The sequence below is a fragment of the Paenibacillus puerhi genome, from assembly GCF_009846885.1.
Taxonomy (GTDB): Bacteria; Bacillota; Bacilli; order Paenibacillales; family NBRC-103111; genus Paenibacillus_G; species Paenibacillus_G puerhi.
In genome coordinates, this window is sequence record NZ_WUWM01000024.1 from 62,679 (window position 1) to 87,973 (window position 25,295).

General features: G+C 56.2%; 23 protein-coding genes. 18 read left to right on the forward strand and 5 right to left on the reverse strand.

What is annotated here, in order from left to right:
* Positions 1-173: 173 nt before the first annotated feature.
* From GSF01_RS20470 to GSF01_RS20515, 10 genes are all read left to right on the forward strand, one after another.
* On the forward strand, positions 174-1,109 hold the full coding sequence (locus tag GSF01_RS20470) for a glycoside hydrolase family protein (RefSeq protein WP_159887160.1): 936 nt from the start codon (positions 174-176) through the stop codon (positions 1,107-1,109).
* 144 nt (positions 1,110-1,253) lie between these two features.
* Positions 1,254-1,952: a pirin family protein gene (locus GSF01_RS20475; RefSeq protein WP_159887161.1), complete on the forward strand. Its 699-nt coding sequence runs from the start codon at positions 1,254-1,256 to the stop codon at positions 1,950-1,952.
* A 13-nt stretch (positions 1,953-1,965) separates the two neighbouring features.
* Positions 1,966-2,295, forward strand: coding sequence for a hypothetical protein (locus GSF01_RS20480; protein WP_159887162.1), 330 nt, complete (start codon positions 1,966-1,968; stop codon positions 2,293-2,295).
* A gap of 405 nt (positions 2,296-2,700) precedes the next feature.
* Positions 2,701-5,004, forward strand: a complete 2,304-nt coding sequence (locus GSF01_RS20485; RefSeq protein ID WP_159887163.1) for an ATP-binding protein — start codon at positions 2,701-2,703, stop codon at positions 5,002-5,004.
* 255 nt (positions 5,005-5,259) lie between these two features.
* The gene (locus GSF01_RS20490; RefSeq protein WP_159887164.1) at positions 5,260-5,466 is read left to right on the forward strand and encodes a helix-turn-helix domain-containing protein; all 207 of its coding nucleotides are present in this window, start codon (positions 5,260-5,262) and stop codon (positions 5,464-5,466) included.
* A gap of 96 nt (positions 5,467-5,562) precedes the next feature.
* Positions 5,563-6,969, forward strand: a complete 1,407-nt coding sequence (locus GSF01_RS20495) for an MATE family efflux transporter (protein WP_159887165.1) — start codon at positions 5,563-5,565, stop codon at positions 6,967-6,969.
* A 350-nt stretch (positions 6,970-7,319) separates the two neighbouring features.
* Positions 7,320-8,273, forward strand: coding sequence for an ABC transporter permease (locus tag GSF01_RS20500; protein WP_159887166.1), 954 nt, complete (start codon positions 7,320-7,322; stop codon positions 8,271-8,273).
* Positions 8,263-9,213 carry an iron chelate uptake ABC transporter family permease subunit gene (locus GSF01_RS20505; RefSeq protein ID WP_159887167.1) on the forward strand — a complete coding sequence of 317 codons (951 nt, stop codon included), beginning with the start codon at positions 8,263-8,265 and terminating at the stop codon, positions 9,211-9,213. The genes GSF01_RS20500 and GSF01_RS20505 overlap by 11 nt, the downstream gene beginning before the upstream one ends.
* Positions 9,207-9,965, forward strand: a complete 759-nt coding sequence (locus GSF01_RS20510) for an iron ABC transporter ATP-binding protein (RefSeq protein ID WP_159887168.1) — start codon at positions 9,207-9,209, stop codon at positions 9,963-9,965. The genes GSF01_RS20505 and GSF01_RS20510 overlap by 7 nt, the downstream gene beginning before the upstream one ends.
* 94 nt (positions 9,966-10,059) lie before the next feature.
* Positions 10,060-11,040 (forward strand): siderophore ABC transporter substrate-binding protein, encoded by a 981-nt coding sequence (locus tag GSF01_RS20515; protein WP_201305449.1) that lies wholly within the window; start codon positions 10,060-10,062, stop codon positions 11,038-11,040.
* A gap of 124 nt (positions 11,041-11,164) precedes the next feature.
* Here GSF01_RS20515 and GSF01_RS20520 read toward each other — a convergent pair whose 3' ends face one another.
* A complete protein-coding gene (locus tag GSF01_RS20520; RefSeq protein WP_159887169.1) occupies positions 11,165-12,310 on the reverse strand; it encodes a GGDEF domain-containing protein in 1,146 nt (381 codons plus the stop codon).
* A 191-nt stretch (positions 12,311-12,501) separates the two neighbouring features.
* On the opposite strand from GSF01_RS20520, the gene GSF01_RS20525 reads away from it, so the two are divergent.
* The 3 genes from GSF01_RS20525 to GSF01_RS20535 all read left to right on the forward strand — a co-directional run bounded on the left by GSF01_RS20525 (position 12,502) and on the right by GSF01_RS20535 (position 18,369).
* On the forward strand, positions 12,502-13,644 hold the full coding sequence (locus tag GSF01_RS20525; protein ID WP_159887170.1) for a glycosyltransferase family 4 protein: 1,143 nt from the start codon (positions 12,502-12,504) through the stop codon (positions 13,642-13,644).
* Positions 13,645-13,765: 121 nt separating this feature from the next.
* Positions 13,766-15,040, forward strand: coding sequence for a metallophosphoesterase family protein (locus GSF01_RS20530; protein ID WP_159887171.1), 1,275 nt, complete (start codon positions 13,766-13,768; stop codon positions 15,038-15,040).
* The gene (locus GSF01_RS20535; RefSeq protein ID WP_159887172.1) at positions 15,037-18,369 is read left to right on the forward strand and encodes an AAA family ATPase; all 3,333 of its coding nucleotides are present in this window, start codon (positions 15,037-15,039) and stop codon (positions 18,367-18,369) included. Before GSF01_RS20530 ends, GSF01_RS20535 begins: the two co-directional genes overlap by 4 nt.
* Before the next feature lie 187 nt (positions 18,370-18,556).
* Here GSF01_RS20535 and GSF01_RS20540 read toward each other — a convergent pair whose 3' ends face one another.
* Both GSF01_RS20540 and GSF01_RS20545 read right to left on the reverse strand, forming a co-directional pair.
* Complete coding sequence (locus GSF01_RS20540; RefSeq protein WP_159887173.1) at positions 18,557-19,597, reverse strand: DMT family transporter; 1,041 nt, start codon at positions 19,595-19,597, stop codon at positions 18,557-18,559.
* 37 nt (positions 19,598-19,634) lie between these two features.
* Positions 19,635-20,393, reverse strand: coding sequence for an SDR family NAD(P)-dependent oxidoreductase (locus GSF01_RS20545; protein ID WP_159887174.1), 759 nt, complete (start codon positions 20,391-20,393; stop codon positions 19,635-19,637).
* Positions 20,394-20,491: 98 nt separating this feature from the next.
* Here GSF01_RS20545 and GSF01_RS20550 point away from each other — a divergent pair, with 98 nt between their 5' ends.
* Positions 20,492-20,782 carry a hypothetical protein gene (locus GSF01_RS20550; RefSeq protein ID WP_159887175.1) on the forward strand — a complete coding sequence of 97 codons (291 nt, stop codon included), beginning with the start codon at positions 20,492-20,494 and terminating at the stop codon, positions 20,780-20,782.
* Between the two features lie 25 nt (positions 20,783-20,807).
* The gene (locus GSF01_RS20555; protein WP_159887176.1) at positions 20,808-21,260 is read left to right on the forward strand and encodes a hypothetical protein; all 453 of its coding nucleotides are present in this window, start codon (positions 20,808-20,810) and stop codon (positions 21,258-21,260) included.
* Here the strand turns inward: GSF01_RS20555 and GSF01_RS20560 are convergent.
* Positions 21,180-22,232, reverse strand: a complete 1,053-nt coding sequence (locus tag GSF01_RS20560) for a YkvI family membrane protein (RefSeq protein WP_159887177.1) — start codon at positions 22,230-22,232, stop codon at positions 21,180-21,182. The genes GSF01_RS20555 and GSF01_RS20560 overlap by 81 nt on opposite strands.
* 177 nt (positions 22,233-22,409) lie before the next feature.
* On the opposite strand from GSF01_RS20560, the gene GSF01_RS20565 reads away from it, so the two are divergent.
* The gene (locus tag GSF01_RS20565; protein WP_159887178.1) at positions 22,410-23,030 is read left to right on the forward strand and encodes a DedA family protein; all 621 of its coding nucleotides are present in this window, start codon (positions 22,410-22,412) and stop codon (positions 23,028-23,030) included.
* A 104-nt stretch (positions 23,031-23,134) separates the two neighbouring features.
* Here the strand turns inward: GSF01_RS20565 and GSF01_RS20570 are convergent, their stop codons facing one another.
* On the reverse strand, positions 23,135-23,854 hold the full coding sequence (locus GSF01_RS20570; protein ID WP_159887179.1) for a DUF4309 domain-containing protein: 720 nt from the start codon (positions 23,852-23,854) through the stop codon (positions 23,135-23,137).
* A 333-nt stretch (positions 23,855-24,187) separates the two neighbouring features.
* On the opposite strand from GSF01_RS20570, the gene GSF01_RS20575 reads away from it, so the two are divergent.
* Both GSF01_RS20575 and GSF01_RS20580 read left to right on the forward strand, forming a co-directional pair.
* A complete protein-coding gene (locus GSF01_RS20575; RefSeq protein ID WP_159887180.1) occupies positions 24,188-24,757 on the forward strand; it encodes a xanthine phosphoribosyltransferase in 570 nt (189 codons plus the stop codon).
* A 136-nt stretch (positions 24,758-24,893) separates the two neighbouring features.
* The gene (locus tag GSF01_RS20580; RefSeq protein WP_159887181.1) at positions 24,894-25,217 is read left to right on the forward strand and encodes a hypothetical protein; all 324 of its coding nucleotides are present in this window, start codon (positions 24,894-24,896) and stop codon (positions 25,215-25,217) included.
* Positions 25,218-25,295 lie beyond the last annotated feature (78 nt).

Genomic DNA, 25,295 nt, shown 5'->3' on the forward strand with positions numbered 1-25,295 from the left:
GGGCGGAAATGCACCAAATAGCGTCATCGGAGTCCGTTAGATTTTCAATATCGCGAAAATGCTGCAAATAGAGACTCTGAGGTCCGTTAGCGAAAGCAGAACGTTTCAACTTAGTTACTCACAATGAATCGACAACCTCGATTCTTTCCGCTAGAGAGGGGATGCGTTAATTCATGAAGGCGCCATTATTTCGCGATCCGATCTTCGACGGTGCCGCCGATCCGGTGGTGATCTGGAACCGTCAGGCACAGGAGTGGTGGATGATCTATACGAATCGCAGGGCAACGGCCGAAGGGCCGAAGTTCGCGTGGGTTCATGGTACGGACCTCGGGGTGGCTTCTTCGCGAGACGGGGGCGCAAGCTGGGTATACCGCGGGACGCTGACGGGTCTTGAGACGGAGTGGGGACGCAATACGTTCTGGGCGCCCGAGGTGATCTGGCATGAAGGGCTTTATCATATGTATGTCTCCTATATCCAGGGAGTACCGGATGACTGGTATGGACATAAGCGGGAGCTGTATCATTATACGAGCTCTGATCTGCTAAACTGGACCTTTGTCTCGAATATAAAGCTCAGCTCGGAGCGGGTGATCGATGCCTGCATCCATCCGCTGCCGGGCGGCGAGTTCCGCATGTGGTATAAGGATGAGCAGAACCATTCCCATACGTATGCGGCCGATAGCGCTGACCTATATACGTGGACGGTAGTGGGACCGGTTATTACCGACCGGGCCCATGAAGGTCCCAACGTCTTCCGGCTGGCGGATAGCTATTGGATGATCGTCGACGAATGGAGAGGTCAGGGTGTGTATAGATCGGATGATCTGCACAGCTGGGAACGCAATGGCTTGATTCTTGACCAGCCCGGCCGGCGGCCGGATGACGGGACGATCGGCCTGCATGCGGACGTTGTCGTGCAGGGAGACCGTGCGTATATTTTCTACTTCACGCATCCGGACCGCGAGCATCACGGTGCAGCCTCGTCTACGTATGCGGCTCGTCGATCTTCGATTCAGGTGGCGGAGCTGGAGGTTGAACAGGGCAGGCTGGTGTGCGACCGGGACAAGGAGTTTGTGCTGGCGCTTACCGGAGAAGATGGAATCGGTTAGGAGCGCAATGGCTTTTCCTTTGCCTTCAGGGGCAGAGGAAAGGCTTTTTTGCATGCTGTCCACGCTTCATTGTGAAGAAAAGGATCTCTGGGGTATAATGTAGATAGGAGAAAGGCTTGATATCCGATTCCCAGGAGGTGCGAGATGATTCACATTATTCCATCTGATGACAGGCCTGTCGTCGATCTGGGATGGCTGCACAGCAGGCCCAGCTTCTCGTTCGGGGAGTATTACGATCCGGAAAATACGGAATTTAGCGTTATGCGGGTATGTAATGACGATGTGCTGGCCGCCGGAAGGGGGTTCGGCCCCCACCCGCACAGCGATATGGAAATCGTAACGATCGTATTGGACGGCGCGGTCAGGCACGAGGATAATCTGGGCAATAAAGAGGTCGTCGCAGCCGGTCAGGTGCAGCGCATGTCGGCGGGCAGCGGGCTTATTCATGCCGAGTATAATGCTTCGGAGGAGGAGGAGCTCCGGCTGCTGCAGCTCTGGTTCATGCCGGCCGAGCGCGGGCTGACGCCTTCCTTCGAAACTTGCAGCTACCCGCAGTCCGGGCTGACGAACGCGCTGCTGCCTGTAGTCTCCCAAGAAGCGGGGGAAGGCATCGCTGGCATTCATCAGGATTTGACGATCTATTTAAGCCGTGTCGAAGCGGGCCAGACGGTCTCCTTCCGTCAGCAGGAAGGCCGTCGTATCTACGTATACGCCATGGAAGGAAAAGCAGACTTGTCCGGCAAAGCGCTGTCGGCCGGCGATACCGCGCGAATCAGCGGTCAGCACGAGCTTTCGATCGCAGCGAAGGAAGCCAGCTTCCTTATGCTCATCGATCTGCCCTAAGGAGGTTGTGAGGATGAAGGAGACGTTGCTGGTTAAGCATGCCGTGGGAGGAAGGACGTTTATCGATACGGGCAAGCAACCGCTTGATTATGAAGTGATCCCGGAAGGCGAGGGCTGGAGATTCGTGATCCGGACGCCTTGGAACGATAAGGTCGAAGAAATCGTAAAGTGGAGAAACGAGCTGAACGTGTTTTTATTCGAGGAGTACTCTGACCGCCCGACGGTAAAAAACTGGTATTACATCAAGGATGGCCCGGTGGAGTATGATCAAGAGAACGAACGGTTAACGATCCACGCCCAATCCCGGATCGGATATGTGCCGGATGAATTCACCGTGCTATAGGAAAAGGGATGCCAAACAGGCGCCGCTGAAGCGGCGCCTGTTTTTTGCCTGCTGCAGCCAAGCAGCGGGCTAGTAAAATAAAACAAATTATACACAAATATTCATTATTTTGCTAAAATATGACTAAATACACCTTACCAGGTGCTTTGGGGCTCCTTCTTAGTCCCGGATTTTTCGGAACGGTGAAAAACGGTTCTAAGAGCAGTCAACTCCCCTTCCGATAATGAAGCGGAAAACGAACTTGCCGAGAAAGCATTCGCGGGATAGCTTGGTTCCTTCAATTGCTGAACGGCACGGTGGAGCTGAGGGGACAATTGAATAATGGACATATGGATTCACCGCTTTCTCATAAATGGGTTGCATAGAAAATTATATCAAAAACTGGAGCGAAGAGGTAGAGCCGATATGAAAAAAGACTGGTGCCTAGGACTTGGAATCTTAGTTCTTTTCGCTTGTATATTGTGGTGCTTGACGGTTGCTTTTCGATTTCCATATCTCGGCTTGTACGTGGATCTCAATGGACAGCGCGAGTGGGAGATTACGGATATCGATAGGCAGGGCAGCGCTTCGAAGTTAAATATCCAGGTCGGGGATAAGATCGAGCTGATCGACGGCCGGCCGCCTGGAGATTCGCTTGTTGTTCAGAAGTGGAGAACGGTCGAACAGGCCCGCGAACTCGTCATTACCCGAGATGGACAGAGACTGTCATTTGCTATCGTAAAGGACGGGATTCTAGCGTATGATGTCGTTCCGCTCATCGGCAGCCTAACCAGCTTATTCATGTCCGCATTGCTTATAACGAGGGTGAGACAGTCCCCCTCGGCCCGCCTGCTTTCGCTGGTTTTTCTGGCCTGCGGCCTTATATGGGCGAGCCAAGGCGCCTCCGTAAGAGGAGACGCGCTGGGCAAGTTTTTGATTGCGAATTTTATGATGGCTCTGCAAATCCTTTTTTTGCATTTCCTGCTCGTGTTTTTCAAGGAAAAAGGAAGCTTCTCTTTGCCGCTGGGATTCATGAAATATTTGTACGCCGTCCTGTTTGCCGGTTTCCTTATCCGGATTTTATACTTTATTCCCCCCTGGGCTTATTTCGCTTATTTAACGCATAACCCGCTTACGCTAACTTTTTTTGTATTCGGATTTGTGTTGAATATTTCTTTACTTGGATATCTGTACGTCCGGCACCGGCAAGAAAAAACATACTTCGCCTCTATCCTAAGAAGCGTATGGGTCTGCTTGTTCATATCCTTTGCGCCTTTCATTTGTTTCACGGTGCTTCCCAAACTAATTGGCAACGTTCAAGTGGCACAGTCCGAGTACACGAGCATTTTCATCTTGTTTTTCCCTCTTTGCTTCGCTTACTTAATCATGTCCGATCAGCTTTACGACATAGGTAATGTATTGCGGCGCTTGCTGTTCGCCATAGCGATGGCCGTTATTCCGTGCGGCGTGCTTACCGGCTTGTATGCGACGATATTTCCGGATGACCTCCATCTGCAGCATTTGGTCTTTCTGTTTGCCGCTTCCGTCGGGCTTGTGGCCTTGGTGCTGTATTCGGCCGAGTATTTCACCCCGAGACTAGAGCGGCTTGTGTTTCCAAGAAGGCATGCCCTTCAAGCTTCGCTGAAAAAAATGTCCCGGCGGCTGGAGCAGATCTCAAGCTTTGGCGAGCTCAAGGATGTCCTGCTGACGGATATCGTCTCCACCTTGGAGATTGCCGGGGCAGCCATCGTATTTCAATACCCCGATGCCGTCGAGACGGTAGCGGAGGGAGCGATCGATCCGGGGGAAATCGAGCAATTGCTCGCATCGTCCGCGCTGATGAATCATCCCGGGTACACTTGTCTGGAAATTAATCGTCACGAGGAATATGCCAGCTACATGATCCTGACAAGAAAGAAAACGAATATGAGACTCGTCGAGGAGGAGCTGCAATGGCTCCGTCTCATCACGACCTATCTGGCTGTCAGCATGGAGAATCTGCACTTGACCCGGAAGCTTACGCTCCGGCTGCAGCAGCTTGCTTCGCGGCTTCCGGCCGAGCAGGAGGCGCCGGATATTCAATGGTTCCGCAAGCTGATGTTCGAGCTCCAGGAGACGGAGAGGATTCGGATCGCCAGCGATCTGCATGATACCACTATGCAGGACTTGTTTTTTCTCAAACGAAGGTTCGCCGCACTGCTTGAGAAGGTGGCTTTGAATCCGGACGAACAGGCTCATGTTAACAACATCATCAATTTTGTGGAGCTGATCCATGTCAATCTAAGGCAAAGCTGCTTTGAACTGAACCCTTCTATGCTGAACGATATCGGGCTTGTCGCCACCGTCCGGATGTGGCTGGATCAGGAGGCTTATCATAGTCCTTTTCAAATTGAGTTCATCACTGAAAATACCGCTGTCATCGAGCAGGTGGATATCTTGAAGAAAAAGCATATTTTCAGAATTATTCAGGAATGGCTGAATAACGCGAAGAAGCATTCGCAAGCCTCCCGAGTGACCTTCAAAATGGAGGCGGCGGATCACGTATTTTGTTTGCTCTATGAGGACGACGGCGTGGGCTTCGATGACCAGGTAGTAGAGCCAAGGGAGCATAACCGCTCGGGGATCGGGATGGAGCAGTTGAAGGGCCGGGTACATTTCCTGCACGGAAAAATGGAACTGAAGGCCTCCCCGGGGGAAGGGGTTAAATACCGGGTAACTCTCCCTGTGTAAGACTTAAGGCGAAAGCAAAGGATGCAGCAGCGCGCATGCGGAAATGAAGGCAGACACCTTGTCCGAAGCCGGCAATAGGATAATAGGAGGAAGGACCGCTCGCAAGGAGCGGTTTTTTGCTGGAGAGCCAGGTGTCAGAGACGTTTCTGCTCGGATGTTTGTTAACAAAAGTAAAAATAATTGGTTGCATTTGTAAAGAATGGTGACTATTATACATAATAACACCAAGAAAAGGGAGAGTTTGGGGGAGATGGCGTGCGAATTATTGCCAAGCCGAAAGCGGTGACGAAGGCGCGGATCGTGAAGGGCATGACGCAGCGGGAATTGGCCGACAGTACCGGGATCAGTTATGCATACATCAGCTTGCTGGAGAGATCGCTGAAAACGATCGGACCGGGAACCGCCAAGAGGCTGGCCGAGGTATTGGAGAGGCCGTTCGATGAACTGTTCGAGCTGCAGTAGGTTCATCTAATATTTACCTTCTGTACGTCCAGCCTCAGGTGTATGATAATAGGGAGGATGTGGATTTAGAGACAGAAGGAGAAACCGACTCGAGACATGAACAACTTACAGACAGAAACCTCTCCGGCTTGGAAGAAGCTGAGCCTGCTGGCCGTTACATGGCCTATCTTTGTTGATTCTCTGCTGCGCATGATGCTTGGTACGGCTGATGTATTCATGCTCAGCCGCATATCCGACCAGGTGGCCGGCTCCATCGGGCTTGCCAATGAAATGATCGTTTTCTGCATTTTGATGTTCGGCTTTGTCGGCATCGGAACGAGTGTCGCGGTCACTCAATATTTGGGTGCGGGCAGACCCGAGACGGCTACCCGGATTGCGGCCGTAGCCATTACGATGAATCTGCTGTTCGGCATCCTGTTAAGCCTTGCGCTCGTGCTCTTCAGCCGTCCGCTGCTGGAGCTGATGCATCTGGACCCGTCGATGCTCCAATTGGCCGACCGTTATCTCAAGCTGATCGGAGGCTTTATCTGGGTCGAGGCCTTGTCCTATGCGATATCCTCCGTCATTCGGGCGAACGGCCAATCCCGCGACGTCATGTTTGTCACGCTTGGGGTAAACGTCCTGCATATTATCGGCAACTATTTGCTTATTTTCGGTCATATGGGCTTTCCGGAATGGGGCGTTACCGGAGCCGCCGTATCTACGGTAGGGAGCCGTTTGCTCGGCCTGATCGTCCTTATCGTCCTGCTTTACCGGCGAATGCCGGTGCCTATCCGACTCCGCGATTATGTCACCTTCGATAAGTTGCATGTCCGGCAGATTCTCGGTATCGGGCTGCCGTCAGCCGGCGAACATCTATCGTGGCAATCGCAATATATGATGATCATGGTGTTTATTACGAGGATCGGGCAGGAAGCGCTCAGCGCGCATGTGTATGTCTATAATATCAGCATGTATTTCATGGCGCTCGCCGCCGCTATCGGTATGGGTACGGAGATCGTAATCGGCCATATGATCGGAGCGGGAGAATTGAAGCCCGCGTACCGCAGGCTGATGAAAAGCTTGCGTATCAGTCTCGTGCTGACCTTCGTCATTGTATGTATCGCGGCGTTGTTTCGCGAACGACTGATGGGCCTGTTCACCGATAATCCCGAGATTATTGCCATGGGGGCCGGCATTTTGCTGCTTTCCGTTATTTTGGAGCCGGGCCGGACGTTCAACCTGGTCGTGATCAACTCGCTCCGGGCGGCGGGGGATGCCCGTTTTCCTGTACTCATGGGTGTATTATCCATGTGGGGCATTTGCGTGCCGCTGTCCTACTTCCTCGGCATTCATCAGGAGATGGGTCTGATCGGGGTCTGGATAGCCTTCACCGTCGACGAATGGCTTCGCGGATTAATCATGCTGCTCCGCTGGCGCAGCCGCGCCTGGGAGCGCAAGGTATTGGTGAAGCCTGCCGCGTCCTCAGGCGTTATCGGACAGGACGCTCCTATGGCGGGATGATGCCCATGTCTCCCGTTCGGATACAGATAGCCCCAACATGTTAGCCTGGAATACGTACGTGCGTACCCTACGCAGCCGGCAGCGGAACTTCATGGCGTGCCTCGCGGACTCCAAGCCTATACGGCCAAAGTCGCGGGATATCGCAGCGAGGTTCCGCTGTTTGCGTTGCACGCCGATCCCTTTGTAGAAATCGCATCTGAAGAAAAGTCCATCCGGCGAAACAGGAAAGTCCATTCAAGTAACTGAAAAATAAGGTAGGATAGACTTCGGTGATAATGATTATCAGTTTCGATGAGGAAGAGCGTTCTGCTCTCCGATACCTCGGGCTAAAGGATGCGTTACAGACCGTTATGAAAAAAAGATATCTCGCAGCGCTGCTCTTCCTCTTATCCGCCTGTTCCGTTTTTATCGGCGTGAAGGATTTGTCCCCGCTGGACCTGCTGAATATGCAGCCGGACCACATCCAGATCTTGCTGACTAGCCGGCTCCCTCGACTAATCAGCCTCATTATCGCCGGAGTCAGCATGAGCATCATCGGACTCATCATGCAGCAGCTTAGCCGCAATAAATTCGTATCGCCGACGACGGCGGGAACCGAGGACTCGGCACGGCTCGGTATTCTAGTCTCGATGCTGCTGTTCAGCTCGGCCGCACCGATGCAGAAGATGCTCATCGCCTTCGTGTTTGCCCTGCTGGGCACCTTCATCTTCATGAAAATCCTGGAGAAGGTGAAGTACAAGGATGCGGTGTTCATCCCGCTGGTAGGCCTTATGTTCGGCGGTATCGTCAGCTCGATTACGACGTTCTTCGCGTATAAGTACGACAAAATCCAAAGCATCTCCGCCTGGCTGCACGGCGATTTCTCGATGATCATGAAAGGCCGGTACGAGATGCTGTACCTCAGCGTGCCGCTGGTTATCATCGCCTATCTGTATGCCAATCGGTTCACGGTAGCCGGCATGGGCGAGGAATTTGCCGTCAATCTGGGGCTCAAGTACAAGCAGGTCGTCAACATCGGACTTGTTCTGATCGCCCTGGTCACGTCCGTCGTTATTCTGACGGTGGGCATGATTCCGTTTCTCGGCTTGATCATCCCGAATATCGTCACTCTCTTCCAGGGGGATCATCTGAAAAAAAGCTTGCCCGCCACCGCGCTGCTGGGCGCCGTTTTCGTACTCGGCTGCGATATTGTGGGAAGGCTCATCATCTATCCGTATGAAATTTCGATCGGCTTGACGGTCGGCGTCATCGGAAGCGGCATTTTTCTTTATTTGCTCATGAGGGGTAAGGCATATGAACAATAAAGCGAAGCTCAGCATATTGGCTGCGGCGGCGCTTGGATTGATTGCCGTATTCATGGTTATTCAGGCCGGCGGCAACTGGGATTATGTATTGCCGCGCCGAGCTACCAAAGTACTGGCGATACTTCTGACCGCGATCGCAATCGCATTCTCGACTATGGTGTTCCAGACCTTGACGAACAACCGGATCCTGACGCCCAGCATTCTGGGATTGGACTCCTTATATATGCTGCTTCAGACGGTTGTTGTATTCGCTCTAGGCTCGCAGGCGCTCACCTCCATGAGCAAGCATCTGCACTTCGGCTTGTCGGTAGCGGGGATGGTGCTATTCTCTCTGGTGCTGTATCGGATCGTCTTCAAGAGGGAAGGGCGGAATTTGTACTTCCTGCTGCTGGTCGGGATCATCTTCGGCACGTTGTTTCAGAGCATCAGCTCGTTCATGCAAGTGCTGATCGACCCCAATGAATACCTGATTGTCCAGGACAAAATGTTTGCGAGCTTCAACAACGTAAACAAGGACCTGTTGGCCATCTCCATTGTCCTGATGATCCTAATCGGTCTGTACTGCGCCAAATACATGAAATACCTTGATGTGCTGTCGCTGGGCCGCGAGCATGCCGTCAACCTCGGGATCGATTATGACGCTGTTGTCAAACGACTGCTGATCGTGGTCGCCATCCTCGTGTCGATCGCCACCGCGCTTGTCGGACCGATTACCTTCCTAGGCCTGCTGGTCGCCAACGTAGCGCATGAGCTGCTGAGGACCTACCGGCACCGGGTGCTGATCACCGGCTCTATACTGATCAGCGTCATTGCCCTGATCGGCGGGCTGCTGCTCGTCGAGCGGGTGTTCACCTTCACGACAACCATCAGTGTAATCATCAATCTGATCGGCGGCGTGTACTTCATCTATCTGTTACTAAAGGAGAATAAGTCGTGGTAGAGATCAAGCATGTGTCGAAGCGGTATGGCAGCAAAAACGTCATCGACGATGTCTCCGTGACCATCGAGAAGGGCAAGATTACGTCGTTTATCGGGCCGAACGGCGCCGGCAAAAGCACGCTGCTGTCCATGGCCAGCCGGCTCATTACGAAGGATAGCGGTGAGATTTATATCGATGGCAAGGAGCTGGGCTCCTGCAAGAGCAATGACCTGGCCAAAAAAATATCGATTCTCAAGCAGTCCAATCATATCAACATTCGCCTGACGGTAAGGGAGCTCGTCAACTTCGGCCGCTTCCCTTACTCCCAGGGCAAGCTGACTCCCGAAGACGTCGCCTTCGTGGATGAAGCGATCCGCTACATGGACCTGGAGGACATGCAGCACAAATACCTGGATCAGCTGAGCGGCGGACAGAGACAGAGAGCCTACATAGCGATGGTCATCGCTCAAGACACGGAATACGTGCTGCTGGACGAACCGCTGAACAACCTGGATATGAAGCACTCCGTGCAAATTATGAAGGTGCTGCAGCGGATGGTGAGCGAGCTTGGCAAGACGATTGTACTTGTCATCCATGATATCAACTTCGCTTCCTGCTACTCCGATACGATCGTTGCCTTGAAGGACGGCCGGGTAGTCAAGGAAGGTCCTACAGAAGAAATCATCCGCCCGGATGTGCTCCGCGAGGTGTACGACATGGATATTCATATCCAGGACATTCAAGGGAACAAAATTTGCGTGTATTTTACGTAGCGCAGGATAAGCAAGCGGCTAAACCATGGCGAAAAGGCTCCGTAAGGGGCATTTCCATATATAACAAACCATACTAAGGTAAAGGGTGAGTAGAGTGAAAAAGTTTTCCACAGTCCTGATGACGACGGTACTGGCATTGGCGCTCGCAGCATGCGGCAGCGCTCCGGCAACGAACAGCTCGAACGGGGGCTCGGCAGGAGGGACGGAAGCCCAGGCGCCCGCCAAGACAGATGAGGTATTGACGATCAAGCATCAGCTTGGCGAAGCCAAGGTTAAGAAAAATCCGCAGAAGGTCGTCGTATTCGACTTCGGCGCGCTGGATACGCTGGAAAAGCTGGGTATTCCGGTCATCGGAGTTCCGCAAGCGAATATCCCTCCCTATCTGGAGAAGTACAAGGATACGAAGTATAAAAACGTCGGTTCTCTGGTAGAGCCTGATTTTGAGAAAATCAACGCGGCGGCGCCGGACCTGATCCTGATCTCAGGCCGTCAGCAAACGGCTTACGAGGAGCTTAGCAAAATTGCTCCTACGGTATTCGTAGGCGTAGACAATACCAAGTATATGGAGTCTTTCGAGTCGAACATGAAGACGATCGGCCAAATCTTCGGCAAGGAAACGGAGATTGAGAAAGAAGTGGCGACTGTCGGCGAGTCCGTTAAGAAGCTGAACGCCAAGGCGTCGTCCGGGGACAAAAAAGCGCTGATCGTGCTTGTAAATGGCGGCAAAATCAGCGCTTACGGCCCGGGATCGCGTTTCGGCATCCTGCATGAGACGTTTGGCTTCGCTCCCGTGGACAGCAGCATTCAAGTTACTACGCACGGCCAAAGCATCTCGCCGGAATTTATCGCACAGAAAAATCCGGATCTGCTGTTCGTCATCGACCGCGATGCCGCAGTGGCAGGCGGCGGCGATTCGCCGGCCAAGAAAGTGATTGAGAATGAACTGGTCAAGAACACGAACGCCTTCAAAAACGGCGGCATCGTTTACCTCGATCCGAACTACTGGTACTTGAGCGGCGGCGGCTTGATCTCGGTTTCCAAGATGGTGGAGGAAGTCGATAAAGGCGTGAAGTAAGTATCGCCTGCTCCTCTTCTTCATCAAAAACGCCTTCTCCTTCCGGTTGCGAAACCGGAGGGAGAAGGCGTTTTGTTATAAGGCGACAGGGCAGTCGAGTAAGAAGCGGATAAGTGCCGGGGGATCAGCTCCAGCCGACGACCTTGTTTTTGCCCGTCGTCTTGGCCTTGTACATCGCTTCGTCCGCTTGCTTGACCAGCTCGTCCGGCCCAACCCCTTTCTTCAGCTTGCTATGCCCCATGCTTACCGTGACGATCGTCTCGGACTCGACGCGGGCCCGGATGCGCTCCGCCAGCTCATCGGGCGAAGTGGAGCCATCGGTTACCATGACGACCATCTCTTCCCCGCCGTATCGGCCGCATATTCCGGCCTCCTCGGCTTCTTCCTTCATGATCTGGGCAACCTGCTTGAGGACTTGATCGCCCATGTGGTGGCCTTTCGTATCGTTCAGCTTCTTGAAGTTGTCGATATCGCTGAAGATAACGGATACAGGCAGCCGCTGCTGGATAGCCTGCGAGAGCCGATTGCTGAAATATTTGCGGTTATACAGCCGGGTCAGTCCGTCCGTGATGGAGGAGGTATAGATCGCCTGCATAATCTCGATGATGCGCTCGAAGATAAACAGGAACAGGATGATGTGGAAGCCGAAAGGCAGCAGCTGCTCCAGCAGCTTCATCAGAGGCTGTTTGTCTTCGAAAATATACAGATTGGCCATATGAAGCGTATGGGAACCAAAATAAAACGTGAGCATAGCCTGAAACTTGCCGTTCTGCCCGATACGGGGATTGACCAGCAGAAAGCTGAGAAACAGCAGGATAAACAAATATAGCTCCAGCCCAAGGGGACGAAGCAGCCTCGTATGCTCCTCGCTGCCCTGCAGCCAGGAGGGAGCCAGCCAATAGGTGGAGCAAGCGGCGGCAGTCAGAAGGAAAAATAGAATAATAACGGCGCTATCCCGCTTGCGCGTCGGATTGTAGAGCTGGAAGATGCCGATATTGATCATCACGAAGGCAAGCACCTTCAGGGTCAGCTCGAAGAAGGTCTGCATATCGCCGGCCTCGGGATTCCAGGCGCGGGCGATCAGCTGCCCGTACTGGAGGAGCGTAATGCCTAGAGCGACGAGCATGGAGAAATAGCCGATCTTGCGGCGCGACAGGAGAAGCCGGATCGATAAAAGCATCGTCATAAGGATAATGACCGTCAGCATGGAGTGAATCCACAGCGAGCCTGCCGGTCCGAATAAGCTTGGGGTAAACGAAAAACGGTCCATAAATCGGTGTCTGGCCTCCGTCCTGAGCCTTGAACTGGTTCTCATTATACCAAACATATATTCGAGTAGGAAGTCTTGTTCTGAGTTTTCATACCTGTTAGGATGATAGGTAGACAGAAAGTCATCATGAACTGTACGCCATGGCGTTCAGGCGTCATTCAACTTTGGAAGGACCGGGGGTTTATTTTCACATGCGAGTGCTTCAAGCTTTGTTTTTTCCGCCGGAGCAGCCGGGCGGAGTTTCTTCCATGGTTCCGTTTATGCTGGACCGCTTCAACAAAAGAGGGTGGGAGATGGAGCTGTTCTCGCTGCCCAAGCGCATTCGGAATAAGGGAAGCGAAGAGGTGCGTTTCGAAACCTTCGACTGGACCGTGTATGCAGGCCATCCGGTCGTCGATAAGTATATCCAGACCTACAAGGACTACACCTGGTGGACGAAGCTGCGGATTCAGAAGTCCTTCGATCTGATCCATGCCCATCATCCGATCGCTGCGCTTGTCATGAAGACGCTATTCCCGGATACACCCCTCATCATGACGGTCCATTCCAGTTACGAGAAAGAATTGATTTTAAACGGCAAGATCGCGGAGAACGGTCCCGAGCATCAATTCCTGACCTCGGTGTACCGGGAGCTGGAGGAGCGGGCGGATCAGCTGATTACCGTATCCAATTCATTCAAGCGGTACTTGGCCGATTATGTGCAGGAGCCCGAGCGAATCGGGGTGATCCCGAACGGTTTCGATGAGAAGCGGTTTCGACCGGTTCACCGCGACAATAAGGTGCCCCAGCTGATCTCCGTCTGCCGGCTCGTACCGGCCAAAGGCTTGGATACGCTCCTGCAGGCTTGCGCCGAGCTGAAGCGCCGGGGCCATAAGTTCGTTCTCCACTTGATCGGCGACGGTCCGATCCGTACCGAGCTTGAGGAGCTCGCGGTCAAGCTGGATATATACGAGGAAACGATATTTTACGGATATATTTTGCATCCCGAACATTTTATGCCGTTCTTCGATGTCTTTGTTCTTCCTTCGCGCGCCGAGTCCTTCGGTTCGGTCTACGCCGAGGCTGCTCTATGCGGGCTGGCTGTCGTGGGCACGCAGGTCGGAGGCATCGCAGAGCAGATCGAACACGGGATCAATGGACTGCTCGTCCCCGTCGACGACGTCCCGGCGCTGGCCGGAGCGCTTGAGAAGGTGATCGGCGATCCGATGTACCGCTACCAGCTCTCCCGGGTAGCTCTGGAGAAGGCGCTGAAATCTTATTCCATGACGCGTGTCGTGCAGCAGCTGCGCGCGGTATACCGCTCTTACCGCAAGGAGAACGGGGCCCGGACTTGAGCCGGCAACCATCCCGGATAGACAAACGATGCAAACCTGGCCGGCTGGTCAGGTTTTTTGTCCGGGAAGGGCCGGGTCAGGCCGAGCCGAGTCGTTCAAGACTGAAGAAGGAGGGAAGCGGATGAGGGCGTTTCGATTTATACATGCGGCCGACCTGCATTTGGATAGTCCGTTCAAAGGATTGGCCGGACTTCCGGATGCCGTCAGAGCCGAGCTCAGGGATTCGACATTCGCCGCTCTGGACAGACTGGTCGAGCTGGCGCTGGAGCAGCGGGTGGACTTTGTGCTGTTTGCAGGAGATATCTACGACGCTAAGGAGCGCTCGCTGCGCGCTCAGCTGCGGTTTCAGCAGGCGCTGAAGACCTTGGCCGAACACGGCATTGCTTCGTATATCATTCATGGCAACCACGATCCGATGCAGGAGGGATACTCGGCGAAGCTGAGTTATCCTCCCGGTGTTCATGTATTTGGCTGCGGGAGAGTCGAGAGCGTCCTGGCGGTCGATCGGAGCGGCGCTGCGCTGGCCCGTATCTCCGGCATTTCCTTCGACCGGGCGGCGGTGACGGAAAACTTGACCCCCGGCTTCCGCAGGGAAGCTGACGGGTTGTTCCATATCGGACTGCTGCATACGAATGTGGATGGGGACGGAGAGCATGGCAACTATGCGCCGTGCCGTCTCGGGGATCTGCTGGGCCGGGGGATCGACTATTGGGCGCTCGGGCATATTCATACGCGGCGGGTGCTGCATGAGCGTCCCTGGGTTGTGTACCCGGGCAATATCCAGGGAAGGCATATCCGCGAGCAAGGGGCCAGAGGCTGCTACCTCGTAACCGTATCGGAGCAGGGGGACGCGGAGCTCGACTTCCATTCCTTGGACGGCTGGCGGTGGGGGGCGGCCGACGTCTCGATAGAGAGACTGGAGACGGAGCAGCAATTGAAGCAAGCGCTGGAGGAAGCGATGGAAGCGGCAATGGCGGAAGCGGAAGGCCGCCCGGTACTGCTCCGGTTGTCCCTGACGGGCAGAGGCACGCTCCATGGCATGCTGCGCCGTGCGGGAGCCGTCCAGGAGCTTGCGTCAGCGCTCGGAGAGGAATACGCCGGGATCTGGCTAGAGGGCTTGGCCGATCGGACGGGAGCCCCTGTCGATACTGGGGAGCTGGCTGCCCAATCCGGATTTCTTGGAGAGCTGCTGCGGCTCTCCAGGGATGCGGCAGGCTCGCCCGGGCTGCTTGCGGAGCTCGGCGCCGATGCGTTTGCCCCGCTGGAGATGAATCCGCTCCTTGCTACTCTGCTGAAAGGGGTTTCGGAGGAAGAGAAGCGGGCATGGCTCATTGAAGCGGAGGAGCTGGCGGTTGATCTGCTGCTGCCGGGTATGGAAGCGGGGCGGAACGGATGAGAATTGAACGTATCGAGATCGGCGCGTTTGGCCCGCTCCGCGGCATGTCGGTCAACACGGAGGGGCCGATTACCCTGATTTATGGGCCGAATGAAGCGGGGAAGAGCTCTGTCCTGGAATTTATCCGCGCGCTGCTGTTCGGCTTTCACAGCAAAGGCGGCGCCGGCCGCTATGTCCCGGATCCGTCCGTTATTCAGGGAGGCAGGCTGATTCTGAACACAGGCGGAGGGGACCGGATTACGGTGGAACGCTGGGACCGCTCGCCTGAAGGCAAGGGAAGGACGCCGGCGGCAGGACTAGTTAAGGTCATTTTTCCCGATGGAGCGGTGGGAGGCGAGCGTGAGCTGAGCGAGCTGGTCGGGGGGATGACGCCCGATGTGTTTCAGCATGTCTTCGCGTTCGGCTTGACCGAGCTTCAGGAGCTGGGTACGCTGCAGCAGGACGAGGTCAGCGGGTTTCTATACAGCGCGGGGCTAGGCATCAGCGGGGCCGTTATTCGGACGGCCCAGCGCAAGCTGACCCAGGAGATGGAGCAGCTCTATCGGCCGCGCGGACGGACGCCGCTGGTCAATCAGGCGCTGCAGCGACTCGCCGAGGCGGAGGAGCAGCTTGGTGCCAGCAGACGTCAGTCCGAGAAGTATGAGACGCTGCTGCATGAGGAGGGGGCTTTATCGGAGCGCTGCAAGCGAATGGAGGAAGAGCTTGCCGAGCTGCAGCGGAAAACCGGCGAGCTTGAGCGGCTTCGTCAGGCAAAGCCGCATGCTCTTCGCTATGAGCTGGTATACAGCGAGCTGCGGGAGCTGCCCGCGGCCCTTGATCACGTGCCGGAGGATGCGCTGGCCCGCGAGGAGGCGCTGGAAGCCGAGCGGGAGCGGATTGCGCTCGAGCAAGACAGGGTGTCGCTGCAACTGGAGGAAACGGACGCGGAACTGGCCGTTCTTCAAGCAGAAGCGGACAGGCGGAGGCAGCTGCTGGTGCGGCGCCAAGAGACCGAAGCCTTGGTGGACCGGCTTGCCGCGTATGAAGAAACGCTTAGGCAGCAGGGGGAAGCCGCGGGCGAGGCGGAGCGGCAGCAGGCCGAGCTGGAGCGCTTGCTCCGGCGAATCGGCCCGGACTGGTCCCTGTCGACGCTGGAACAGCTGCGTCCGGCGGTGCTGCTGAGAGAGGAAGCTGCTTTTTTCCGTGAGGAATGGAGGGGCTGGAAGCAGGAGCTGGCGGTGCTGGACGGAGAGCGCAAGCGAATCGAACAGGAGCTGGCTGAGGGAGCGGCGGAAGAGACGGAAGCGGGCGGGGGACGGCAGACTGCGGCAGCGCTGGAGCGGGTCGGAGCGGCACGCCGACTGCTGGCCGACTGGCGAGAGGCGCAGCGCGAGCTCAGGCATGCCGGGCAGCGACTCCGCGATCTGGAGCGGATCGGCGCAGGTACGCCCGAAGCCGGTACAAGCGGGAGTGAGGGCGGCGGCCGGGCTTTCCTCCCCGGCCTGATCGCCGCAGCGCTTATACTTCCTGCGCTTCTGCTGGCGCTGGGAGAACCGGTTGCCGCTGCCGTAGCCTTTGTGCTGATGGCCGCGGGGATCGGAGGAGCGGTCCGTTCGCGGCTCCGCCGCCAGGCCGGCAAAGGTCAGCCGGGCCGCGGAGGACGCGCGCAGCGTGCGGGCGGCGCAGCCGGGGCAGCCGAGCGAGGCGCTGGACTGGGCCCGCTGGAGGCGCATGCCGCCGAGCTGGCCGTCCGGCTGAGCGCGGAGCTTGGCGCGCTGGGCTGGCCGGGCCTTGCGGCCGGGGCGGCTGAGACGGCGGCAGCCCGCGGGCCGGCCGCGGGCGAAGCACCTGCCGACGGCCTGCGCCCGCGCGGCGCCGGGGCGGCTGGCCGCAGGAGCGCGGCTGCGGCTGCAGCTGACGGCGCACCCGCGCCAGGCGCCAGCGCGGGGCCAGCCGCCGATGCCGGCGCGCTGCCGCTGCCGCCGGAGGACATCGAGCCTTGGCTCGATGCCCTCGAGCGGCAGCTCCGCGCGAGCGCAGCCCGGCAGGCCGCCCGCGCGGGCGCCGAGCAGCGGCTGGCCGCGCTCGAGGCGCAAGCCGCTGCCCATGCGCGAGCAGGCGAGCCGCTGGCGGCGCGCTGGCGCGAGTGGCTGCGGGCCAGCGCGCTGCCGGAGGCGGCCAGCCCCGATGCGGCGCTGGAGCTGCTGGCGCTGGCGGAGGCCGCGCTCGGCGAGCTGCAGCGGCTGCGCCGGCTGGAGGCGCGCCGGGCGGCATGGGCCGGCGAGGCGGCAGCCTTCGCGGCAGCAGCGGCGGAGCTGCTCGGCCCGGAGGCGGCGTCCGGGCCGGCTGCAGCGCTGCGCGCCCGGCAGGCCGAGCTGAGCCGGGCGGTCGACCGCGAGCGGGAGGCGGCCCAGCGGCGCGAACGGCAGGCGGAGCTGCGCCGTCAGTCCGCGCTGCTCGGGCAGCAGCGCGAGCGCGTGGATGCGCGCTCGGCCGAGCTGTACCGTGCCGCCGGAGCGGCGGACGGCGAATCGCTGCGGCGGCTGTACCGTCAGGCTCAGCGACGGCGTGAGCTGTCGGCGGCCGGCCGTCAGGAGACGGCGGCGCTGCGCGCGCTGCTCGGTGAAAGCTGGGAGCAGTCGCTGCTGCAGCTGCGCGAAGACGGGGGCCGAGAGCTCGAGCACATGCAGGCCGAGATCGATGCCCGGCTGGAGGAAATAAGCCGTGGCCTGGAGGAGGCCCGGGAAGCCAGGAGCCGTCTGCGGATGGAGCTGGAGCGATTGGCCGACGGCAGCCGGCATGCGAATGCGATGCAGCTTGTCGAGGAATGCCGGACGGAAACGCTTCGTCTAGCGGGGCGATGGGCGGTACAGGCGCTATGCCAGCAATTAATCGTCCGTACGAAGACGATCTTCGAGCAGGACAAGCAGCCCTTGGTTATGAGAAGGGCATCCGAAGATTTTTCCCGGATTACCGGAGGAAGGTATACGCGGATCCTGACGCCGATCGGAGAGCAGCGAGTGCTGGCCGAGCTGTCGGAAGGGGGCCTCGTCGAGACGGGGAGACTGAGCCGGGGGACGGCCGAGCAGATGTATGTCTGCATCCGGCTGGCTCTTGCCGATGAATATGGAGCGACCGGTATCCGGCTGCCACTGATCATGGACGATCTGTTCGTCAATTTTGACGATGAACGGCTGAGGCGGGGGCTGGAGCTGCTGGAGACGGTAGCCGGACGGGGCCAGCTTCTGCTGTTTACCTGCCACCGGCATGTACAGCAGGCGTATGCCGCGAGGTTTCCCGCCAGCACCATCGTCCGTCTGCCCGCCTTGGAAAGGCGGATGGAAGGCTGACGCAGAGGGCAGTCCTCTACATGCGTAGTCATTTCCAAAGAGCCGGCCCCAGCAGGAAGCCGCTGAACAAGCTTTGCTCAACTCAAAAAGGTACAGCGCCTCGGGTTAACGAGGGGACTGTACCTTTTTCCTGTATGCTGGACGCGAGTCAGACCTATGCTTGTACGATGACTACTTGCCCTTTCTCTTAGGAAAGCAGCTTCAGCAGAACGATGCCGGCAAATCCGATGGCCATGCCCACCGCTTCAAGCCGTTTGAAGCTTTCACGAAGCACAAACCGCGCATACAGCATGACCAAGACGACGTTGGCGGCCATTACGGCGGATACAAGACCGGTGACTCCAAGCTTGAAGGCCGGCATAGCGAACATCATCCCGCAAGCATTGGTTATCCCCACGGTCATTCCCCACAGCAGGGTACGCTTTATGGTCCAAGGCTTGCGGGGCGGCGTAATCTCACTGCTTGCGCTCGCCTTGGCTTCGCCTTCCGTGCCAGCTGCCGATTCCTTCAGGGCTGCAGCCATGACGGCTTCGCCCGGAGTCGCTTCGGCGTGATCCGCAATGCTTGCGCTTGGCCCCGCTTCTGAAGCGGCGGCGCTCTCCTGCCTGGCCAGAAGCAGGCTGCTCTGGGCAGCTTTCGTCTTGCGCAAGTCAAGCAGCCAGGTTGCGCCGAACAGAAGGCCGCCTGTTGCATACATCATGGTCAGCGTAGGGAAGGTGGCCGCATGGAGCAGGGTAGCTTGCTTCGTGAAAAAGTCGGTAAGGCCGAAAAAGAGCATGGTTAAAACACCCCACTGGGCTCCCTGCAAATTGCGCAGCGACAAGTCTCCGGAGTAGCGGACCATCATCAGGCCCGTCATGATGACGACGAAGGCAAGAAGCTGCCCCGAGCTGAGACGCTCGCCCCAGACCGTGAAGGCAAGCAAGGCGACGACGACCGGCGGAAGACCCGTGAACATCGCGATGAGCGAAGCCTTGCCGACCGAATAGCCTTTATACATAGCTGCGTTGGAAATAAATGAAAACAATCCCATCAAGGCGCCGACCCAGACCGCCGGGGACCAGGTTTCTCCCAGCAGCAGGGAGCCGGTAACTGTGATGATCGTCCCCGAGATATAGACGCCAAGAAGCATCAGATTCCGGTTAAGCGATTGTTTGGAGGACCATTGATATAAAATCCCCCGCAAGCCGAAGCTGATCGCGGAGGCACAGGCAAGTACAAACCACATGTTGTGTCAAACTCCTTAAGTGAGCATGCTCATGATATTATTCATAGATCATTTTGACGGTCATTCCGCCGTCGATCACCAGATTTTGTCCGGTGATGAAACCTGCTTCCGTGCCGCATAGATACAAGCAGGCTGCCGCAATATCCTGCGGCGTGCCGACGCGGCCGGCGGGATGCTGGCGCCGGTCCTGCTCGGAATGAACAGGCTGGCTGCGTGCGGACGACTTCTGCCAGTCCGCTGTTTCGATCCAGCCGGGGCTGATCGCATTCACGCGAATACCGGCCGGGCCCAAGCTGACGGCCATCGCATGGGTCAAGGCCAGCAGTCCGCCCTTGGAGGCGGCGTAGCTCTCGGTATTCGCCTCGGACATCAATGCGCGTGTCGAAGCTATATTGACGATGGCTCCCGCGCCTCTTGACTTCATCAGGCGAGCGGCTTGCTGCGAGCAGACGAAGGCCCCTCGCAGATTAACTCCGATCACTTGGTCGAAGGAGGCGAGCGGAAGCTCCAGCATCGGAGCGTTGCGTGATATTCCCGCATTATTGATAAGCGCGTCCAGCCGGCCGAAGTCGGTCTCGATCAGCTTGAACCAGCGCCCGACCTGCTGCTCGTCCGAGACGTCGACCGGCATGAAGAACCCTTTGGCCCCGCGCCTGCGAAGCTCCTGCATCACCTCGTGCCCCGCTTCGCGGTCGATATCGGCTATGCATAGCTCATACCCGGCATCGGCGAAGGCCAGCGATACGGCTTTGCCGATGCCCTGCGCTCCCCCGGTTACCGCGGCAATTTTGGTCATGATTGCACCTCCCATTCTTCCTGGCTCAACCGTTGCTTTTTCAGAAGTATATCACTACTATAAAGAATAGCACAAAAATGAGCCGGAGGTGCCTAAAGTTGAAGCCCGAACAACGAAAGAACCGTGAACTTACCTATCAGGTGGGCTGGAAGCGGGGGACGATCAAGACTTCTCCGGAGCGTAACGCCTCCTCCGACGCGGAGCAGTCGCCTTGGTTTACAAGGCTGGCAGGAGCGCTGCACCGATGGAACGGTGAGGTGCTATGGCGCAAGGCTCCGTTAGGGAAGGGCAGCAGCGCCGGGGTGCTGATGGCCTGCTTGTATGTGCTGCCTGCTGTATTGTTTACCATGTTTGTGTGGGTTGTGTACGAGCTGTCCCGGCTATCGTAGTTTTGAAGATAAGGAGTGAGCGAATATGTTGACGCTGTTAGCGGTGGTTGGCGCTCTGGTAGGGCTGCTGGTTACCGGATCGGCGATTTTTATGGCGGTGAAGGTGCGGATGAGCCCGGCCGAAGGCATGCCTTCGGAAGAGGAGCAGAAGAGTGACGCTAAGCCAAGTGCCGCAGACCGTTTGCGGAGTGCGGCCCCGCAGCTGCTGCAGTGGACTTTTTTCGATTATGCGCTGCTCGTGCTGTTTCTTATAGGGAGCTTGTTTCTGTTCACGGATCTGCTGGCCGCCTTGCGCGACGCCGAGTCGTTCCCGCCGTACCATGTGCCTTACTTGCTGTGCGGGTTTATATTTACTTGTGCGGCCGCTCTGATGATGCTCGTGCGGCTGGCTGCCGTGCTAACGGTCGCGGGGGGCGAGAGGGTCCGTCGGACGGAATACCAAGAGCACGAGCCAGGCCATGCTCAGCACGCCGAATAACGGGTAAAGCGAGCTGACCAGCACCTTGAAGCCGATCTGGCTGCCGGCATAGCTGGTCAGCAGCACAAGGGGCATAACGAGGCTGTAACGGATGCCCAGACGCTGCTCAAGCTGCAGACACAGCCCGTATACATTGGCGAGCAGCGTCGTAAAAATCTCCCCATAGATGACCAGTAGAAACAGCAACTGGAACCATCCCCCGACCCGGCCGATCAGTTGGCTCATCGGAATATCGAATTGCTGGATGCCCGGCATCTGCGAGGACAACGCCATGTGGGCGGCCAGCAGCATGCTTCCTATCGCTATGCCTCCGAGCAAGCCGCCCCCCAGCAGCACTTGCCGATCCTTGATCTTGGCTCCGAGCGGTACAAGCACGGCCTGGGCCATAGCCAGATTGAATGCCGTGTAGAGGAAAGGGGACAGCCAGATACGCAGAGGTGAGAAGTCAGACGTCAGCTTCAGCCAATTCCCAGCGTTCGGAGTGTCAGATGCTTGCCACACCGTAAGCAAAGTGAACAAGATCATCATCGGTACGACAATCGTGTTGACAGTCATGATGGCATTGATGCCCCTGATCAGCAGGATGTAGGCGGCTGTTAGCGTCAGGAGCAGGCCGAACTGATAAGGCAGTCTCATCTGCTCTGTGAAAACGGATCCGCCTCCCGCCAGCATGACCATGCTGACGCCGAGCAGCGAAAGCAGCGTCACGAGACTGACGTAGCTTCCGATTTTGGGACCGAACAACAGATTGTTCACATCCTCATAGGATTTGGAATTCATCTGACCGGCGAGCAGCATCAGCTTGATGCCCAGCCAGGTGAATAAAATGGTCGCGATCCCGATCGTCATGGTAGCCATCCAGCCATAACGCGTAAAAAACTGCAAAATTTCCTGTCCCGTGGCAAACCCTGCCCCGACTACCGTTCCTATATAGGTGAAGCTGACCTGTATGACGCTCCCCCATTTTTTCATACGGGACGCGATCCCTCCCTTGCATAGCCTGTTTATCTTAGCTTATGAAAACGGGCCAAGCCTGATGACTATTAGTACATATTGGGAATCCGCAAGATTTCTGATACAATAGGATCAGGCATGTCCCGTCACCCGGAAGAGATGCCTGGGAAATTCAGGCGGTTGGAGCGTGTCATCTTGGAACACTTGCTGGATTTAATCGATCAATATGGATATATCGCACTATATGGTTTATTAGCGCTCGGGATTGTCGGAATCCCGGTGCCGGACGAAATATTGATGACGACGGTGGGGACGCTTACGATCGGGGACGACCCGCTGCTTCATTATTGGGCTTCATTCGCAGTTAGCTTTAGCGGAGCGATGACGGGGATGATCATAAGCTATTGCCTTGGAAGGGCGGTCGGCAAGCCTTTTCTTTACAAATACGGCCGTTGGATCAAGCTGACGCCTGAACGGCTTGCGGTCGCGGAGCGATGGTTCTGCAAGTACGGTTTATGGGCCGTTGCTTTTGGCTACTACGTACCGGGTCTTCGACACTTCACTTGTTACTTATCGGGTGTAAGTAACGTCAATTTTTTTCGTTACCTCGCGTTTGCCGGCTCGGGAGCCCTGATCTGGTGCGCTACATTCCTGACGCTCGGTCATTTGATAGGGCGCAATGCCCCAGTACTTTTGCATGCTATCGAGCCTTACTTAGGCATGTGTGCGGTACTAGCCGTTATACTCGCAGCCGGCGGGTACATGCTGTACCGCCATCGCAGAAAGAAGCGTGCCTCGTCGGTCGACCCCGAGTGATACCCGGTAAAGATGGGTGATCCTCGTTCAGCCCAAAAAGCCTTGATCCCGCGAATGACTTGCGGGTCAAGGCTTTTTGGGCTGAAAATCGACAGGGGCCGCGTTTAATCGGCAAACAGCTTAATCGAGTTTATCTTCTGGGTCTTGGGATCGATATCAAGCTTCAGCATGGCGCCCGTCGCTTTGTAGGTAATCACGTAGTTGGAATTAGCGGTCGGCTTGCCCAGCGCTTTGTTGACGGCCGTCACCGGATCGCCGAGCTTCAAGCCGTTAAGCCCGGGATCTACGTCTGCGCTGCGAACATCGATGAAGTGAACCTCTTTCTTGCTGTTGAAGCCGATGAGAAAATCGCCATAATCGTAGACGATCATCGGGTCGGCATCCTCATCCATGACGAATTCGTCCTTCGGCTTGCCGAATTTGTTCAGGATCTCGGAGGTATTCGTCTTGAGCGTCAGCCCGAGAAGCGTAGGCTTGGCTTGCGTGTAAGGATTTTCGATTTCGATTTTGGGCTTGGAGCTTGGTGTTTTTCCTTTGGGACTGTCCGGTTCGGTTGCGTTCTTGGTTTCCGTGTCGGCGCTGGCCAGCGAGACCTTCTCGCTGCTCGGCAGCGGAGTGGCCGGTGCGGGCACCGAGCTGTCGACCGATTCCGTGTCAGACTCAGGAGGATTGACCGGCGTGGCTACGACGGGAGGCTGATCCTGAGGAATGATCGGCTCAGCAACGGGGGCGACGGCAGGCTGCTTGGATTGACAGCCGACCGCGAAAACCGTCACGCATATGACAACGGACAAGAAACCGATGAAGGATCTCTTTCGTTTCATCATGTACTTCCTTTCCGCAAATAACGTATAGAGTGAGGAACCTAACTAATCATACTCTGAAGAGGCCGGGTTCACAAAGATGAAATACAACCAAAAACGGCCAAATAGCTTAAAAACAGGCGATTTTCATTTTCAAAGCTGCTACAGCGTGCCGAAGGACATCTTTTTACGTGTTCTTACCCATTTAGACGAATAATAAATCATAAAGTTGCAAGTTTTTATGAAGTTTTGGAAATTGTCTTACTTTTTTTACAGGCTGCTACTTGAAACGTGGTTTGCCATTGTGATAAGTTTACGAAAAAAGATTGTTCTCCCTCGAAAGGCGTGGATCGTATGGAATTATTGAAGCAAAGAATACGTGAAGTCGGAATCGTATTGTCGGACGAGGTGCTGAAGCTGGACGCCATTCTTAACCATGCTGTCGATCCCGTGCTGACGACGGCTATGGGCCGGGAATTCGCCCGCCTGTTCCGCGAGGAACAGGTCACCAAAATTTTGACCATCGAATCGTCGGGGATTCCGATTGCATTCGCGGCTGCGCAGGAGCTGGGGGTGCCGCTGGTTTTTGCCAGACGCAAGAAGCCGCTCAACACCGATACGGAGACTTACTCGGAGCGTGTCCCTTCTTTTACCAAGGGCTTTGTGACGGATATTATGGTGTCGAAGGAGTTTTTGGACGAAGCCGACCGCGTGCTGCTGATCGACGATCTGATTGCCAACGGAGCTGCGGCCCGCGGACTGATCCGCATCATCCGGCGCTCCGGCGCTTCGCTTGTAGGCGTGGGGATTGCGGTGGAAAAAATGTTCCAGCCCGGAGGAAGGACAATCCGCGACACGGGCGTGCGCGTGGAGTCTCTTGTGCGGATAGCATCCCTGGCTAATGGAGAGGTTCAGTTCGAATAACAACATTTACACATGGGGCATTTCAGCGGAAAGCTTTCCAATCCTGGCGATTTCCTTTATAATAGTGGCAGTGACTTATACAGCTTTATAAGAAGAGCAGTTAGTTTCGACTGACTACTTGAGGAGGTGCACCTGCATGGGGAAAGAAATTCCAGCCGATTTTTTCGTGACCAAATTAAATGAGGCGAAGGTTCATTTTGAACGTGCCCTTGATTGTAAACATACGGATTTTGACGATCTGTATCCCTATATGATTGAGCATCCTCAATTTTTTTGGTACAAACGGTATGTAGCCTGGTCTGAACTGTTGACTGTCGTAAAGCTCTGCAAGGAACTGGATATAGCTTGGGAAGCCCAATTTACCGAGCAGCAGGTCGATTATATCAATAAACGTGTTATGTCGAGCAAAGTCCTCGATTATTGGTTTGAAACGAACGATTCCCGAGAGCATGTTGGCTAGTGCAATTTATTGTCCGACCCATACAACCTGAATGCCGCCGGCATTCAGGTTTTTTCTATATAGGCTGAACATAAGATG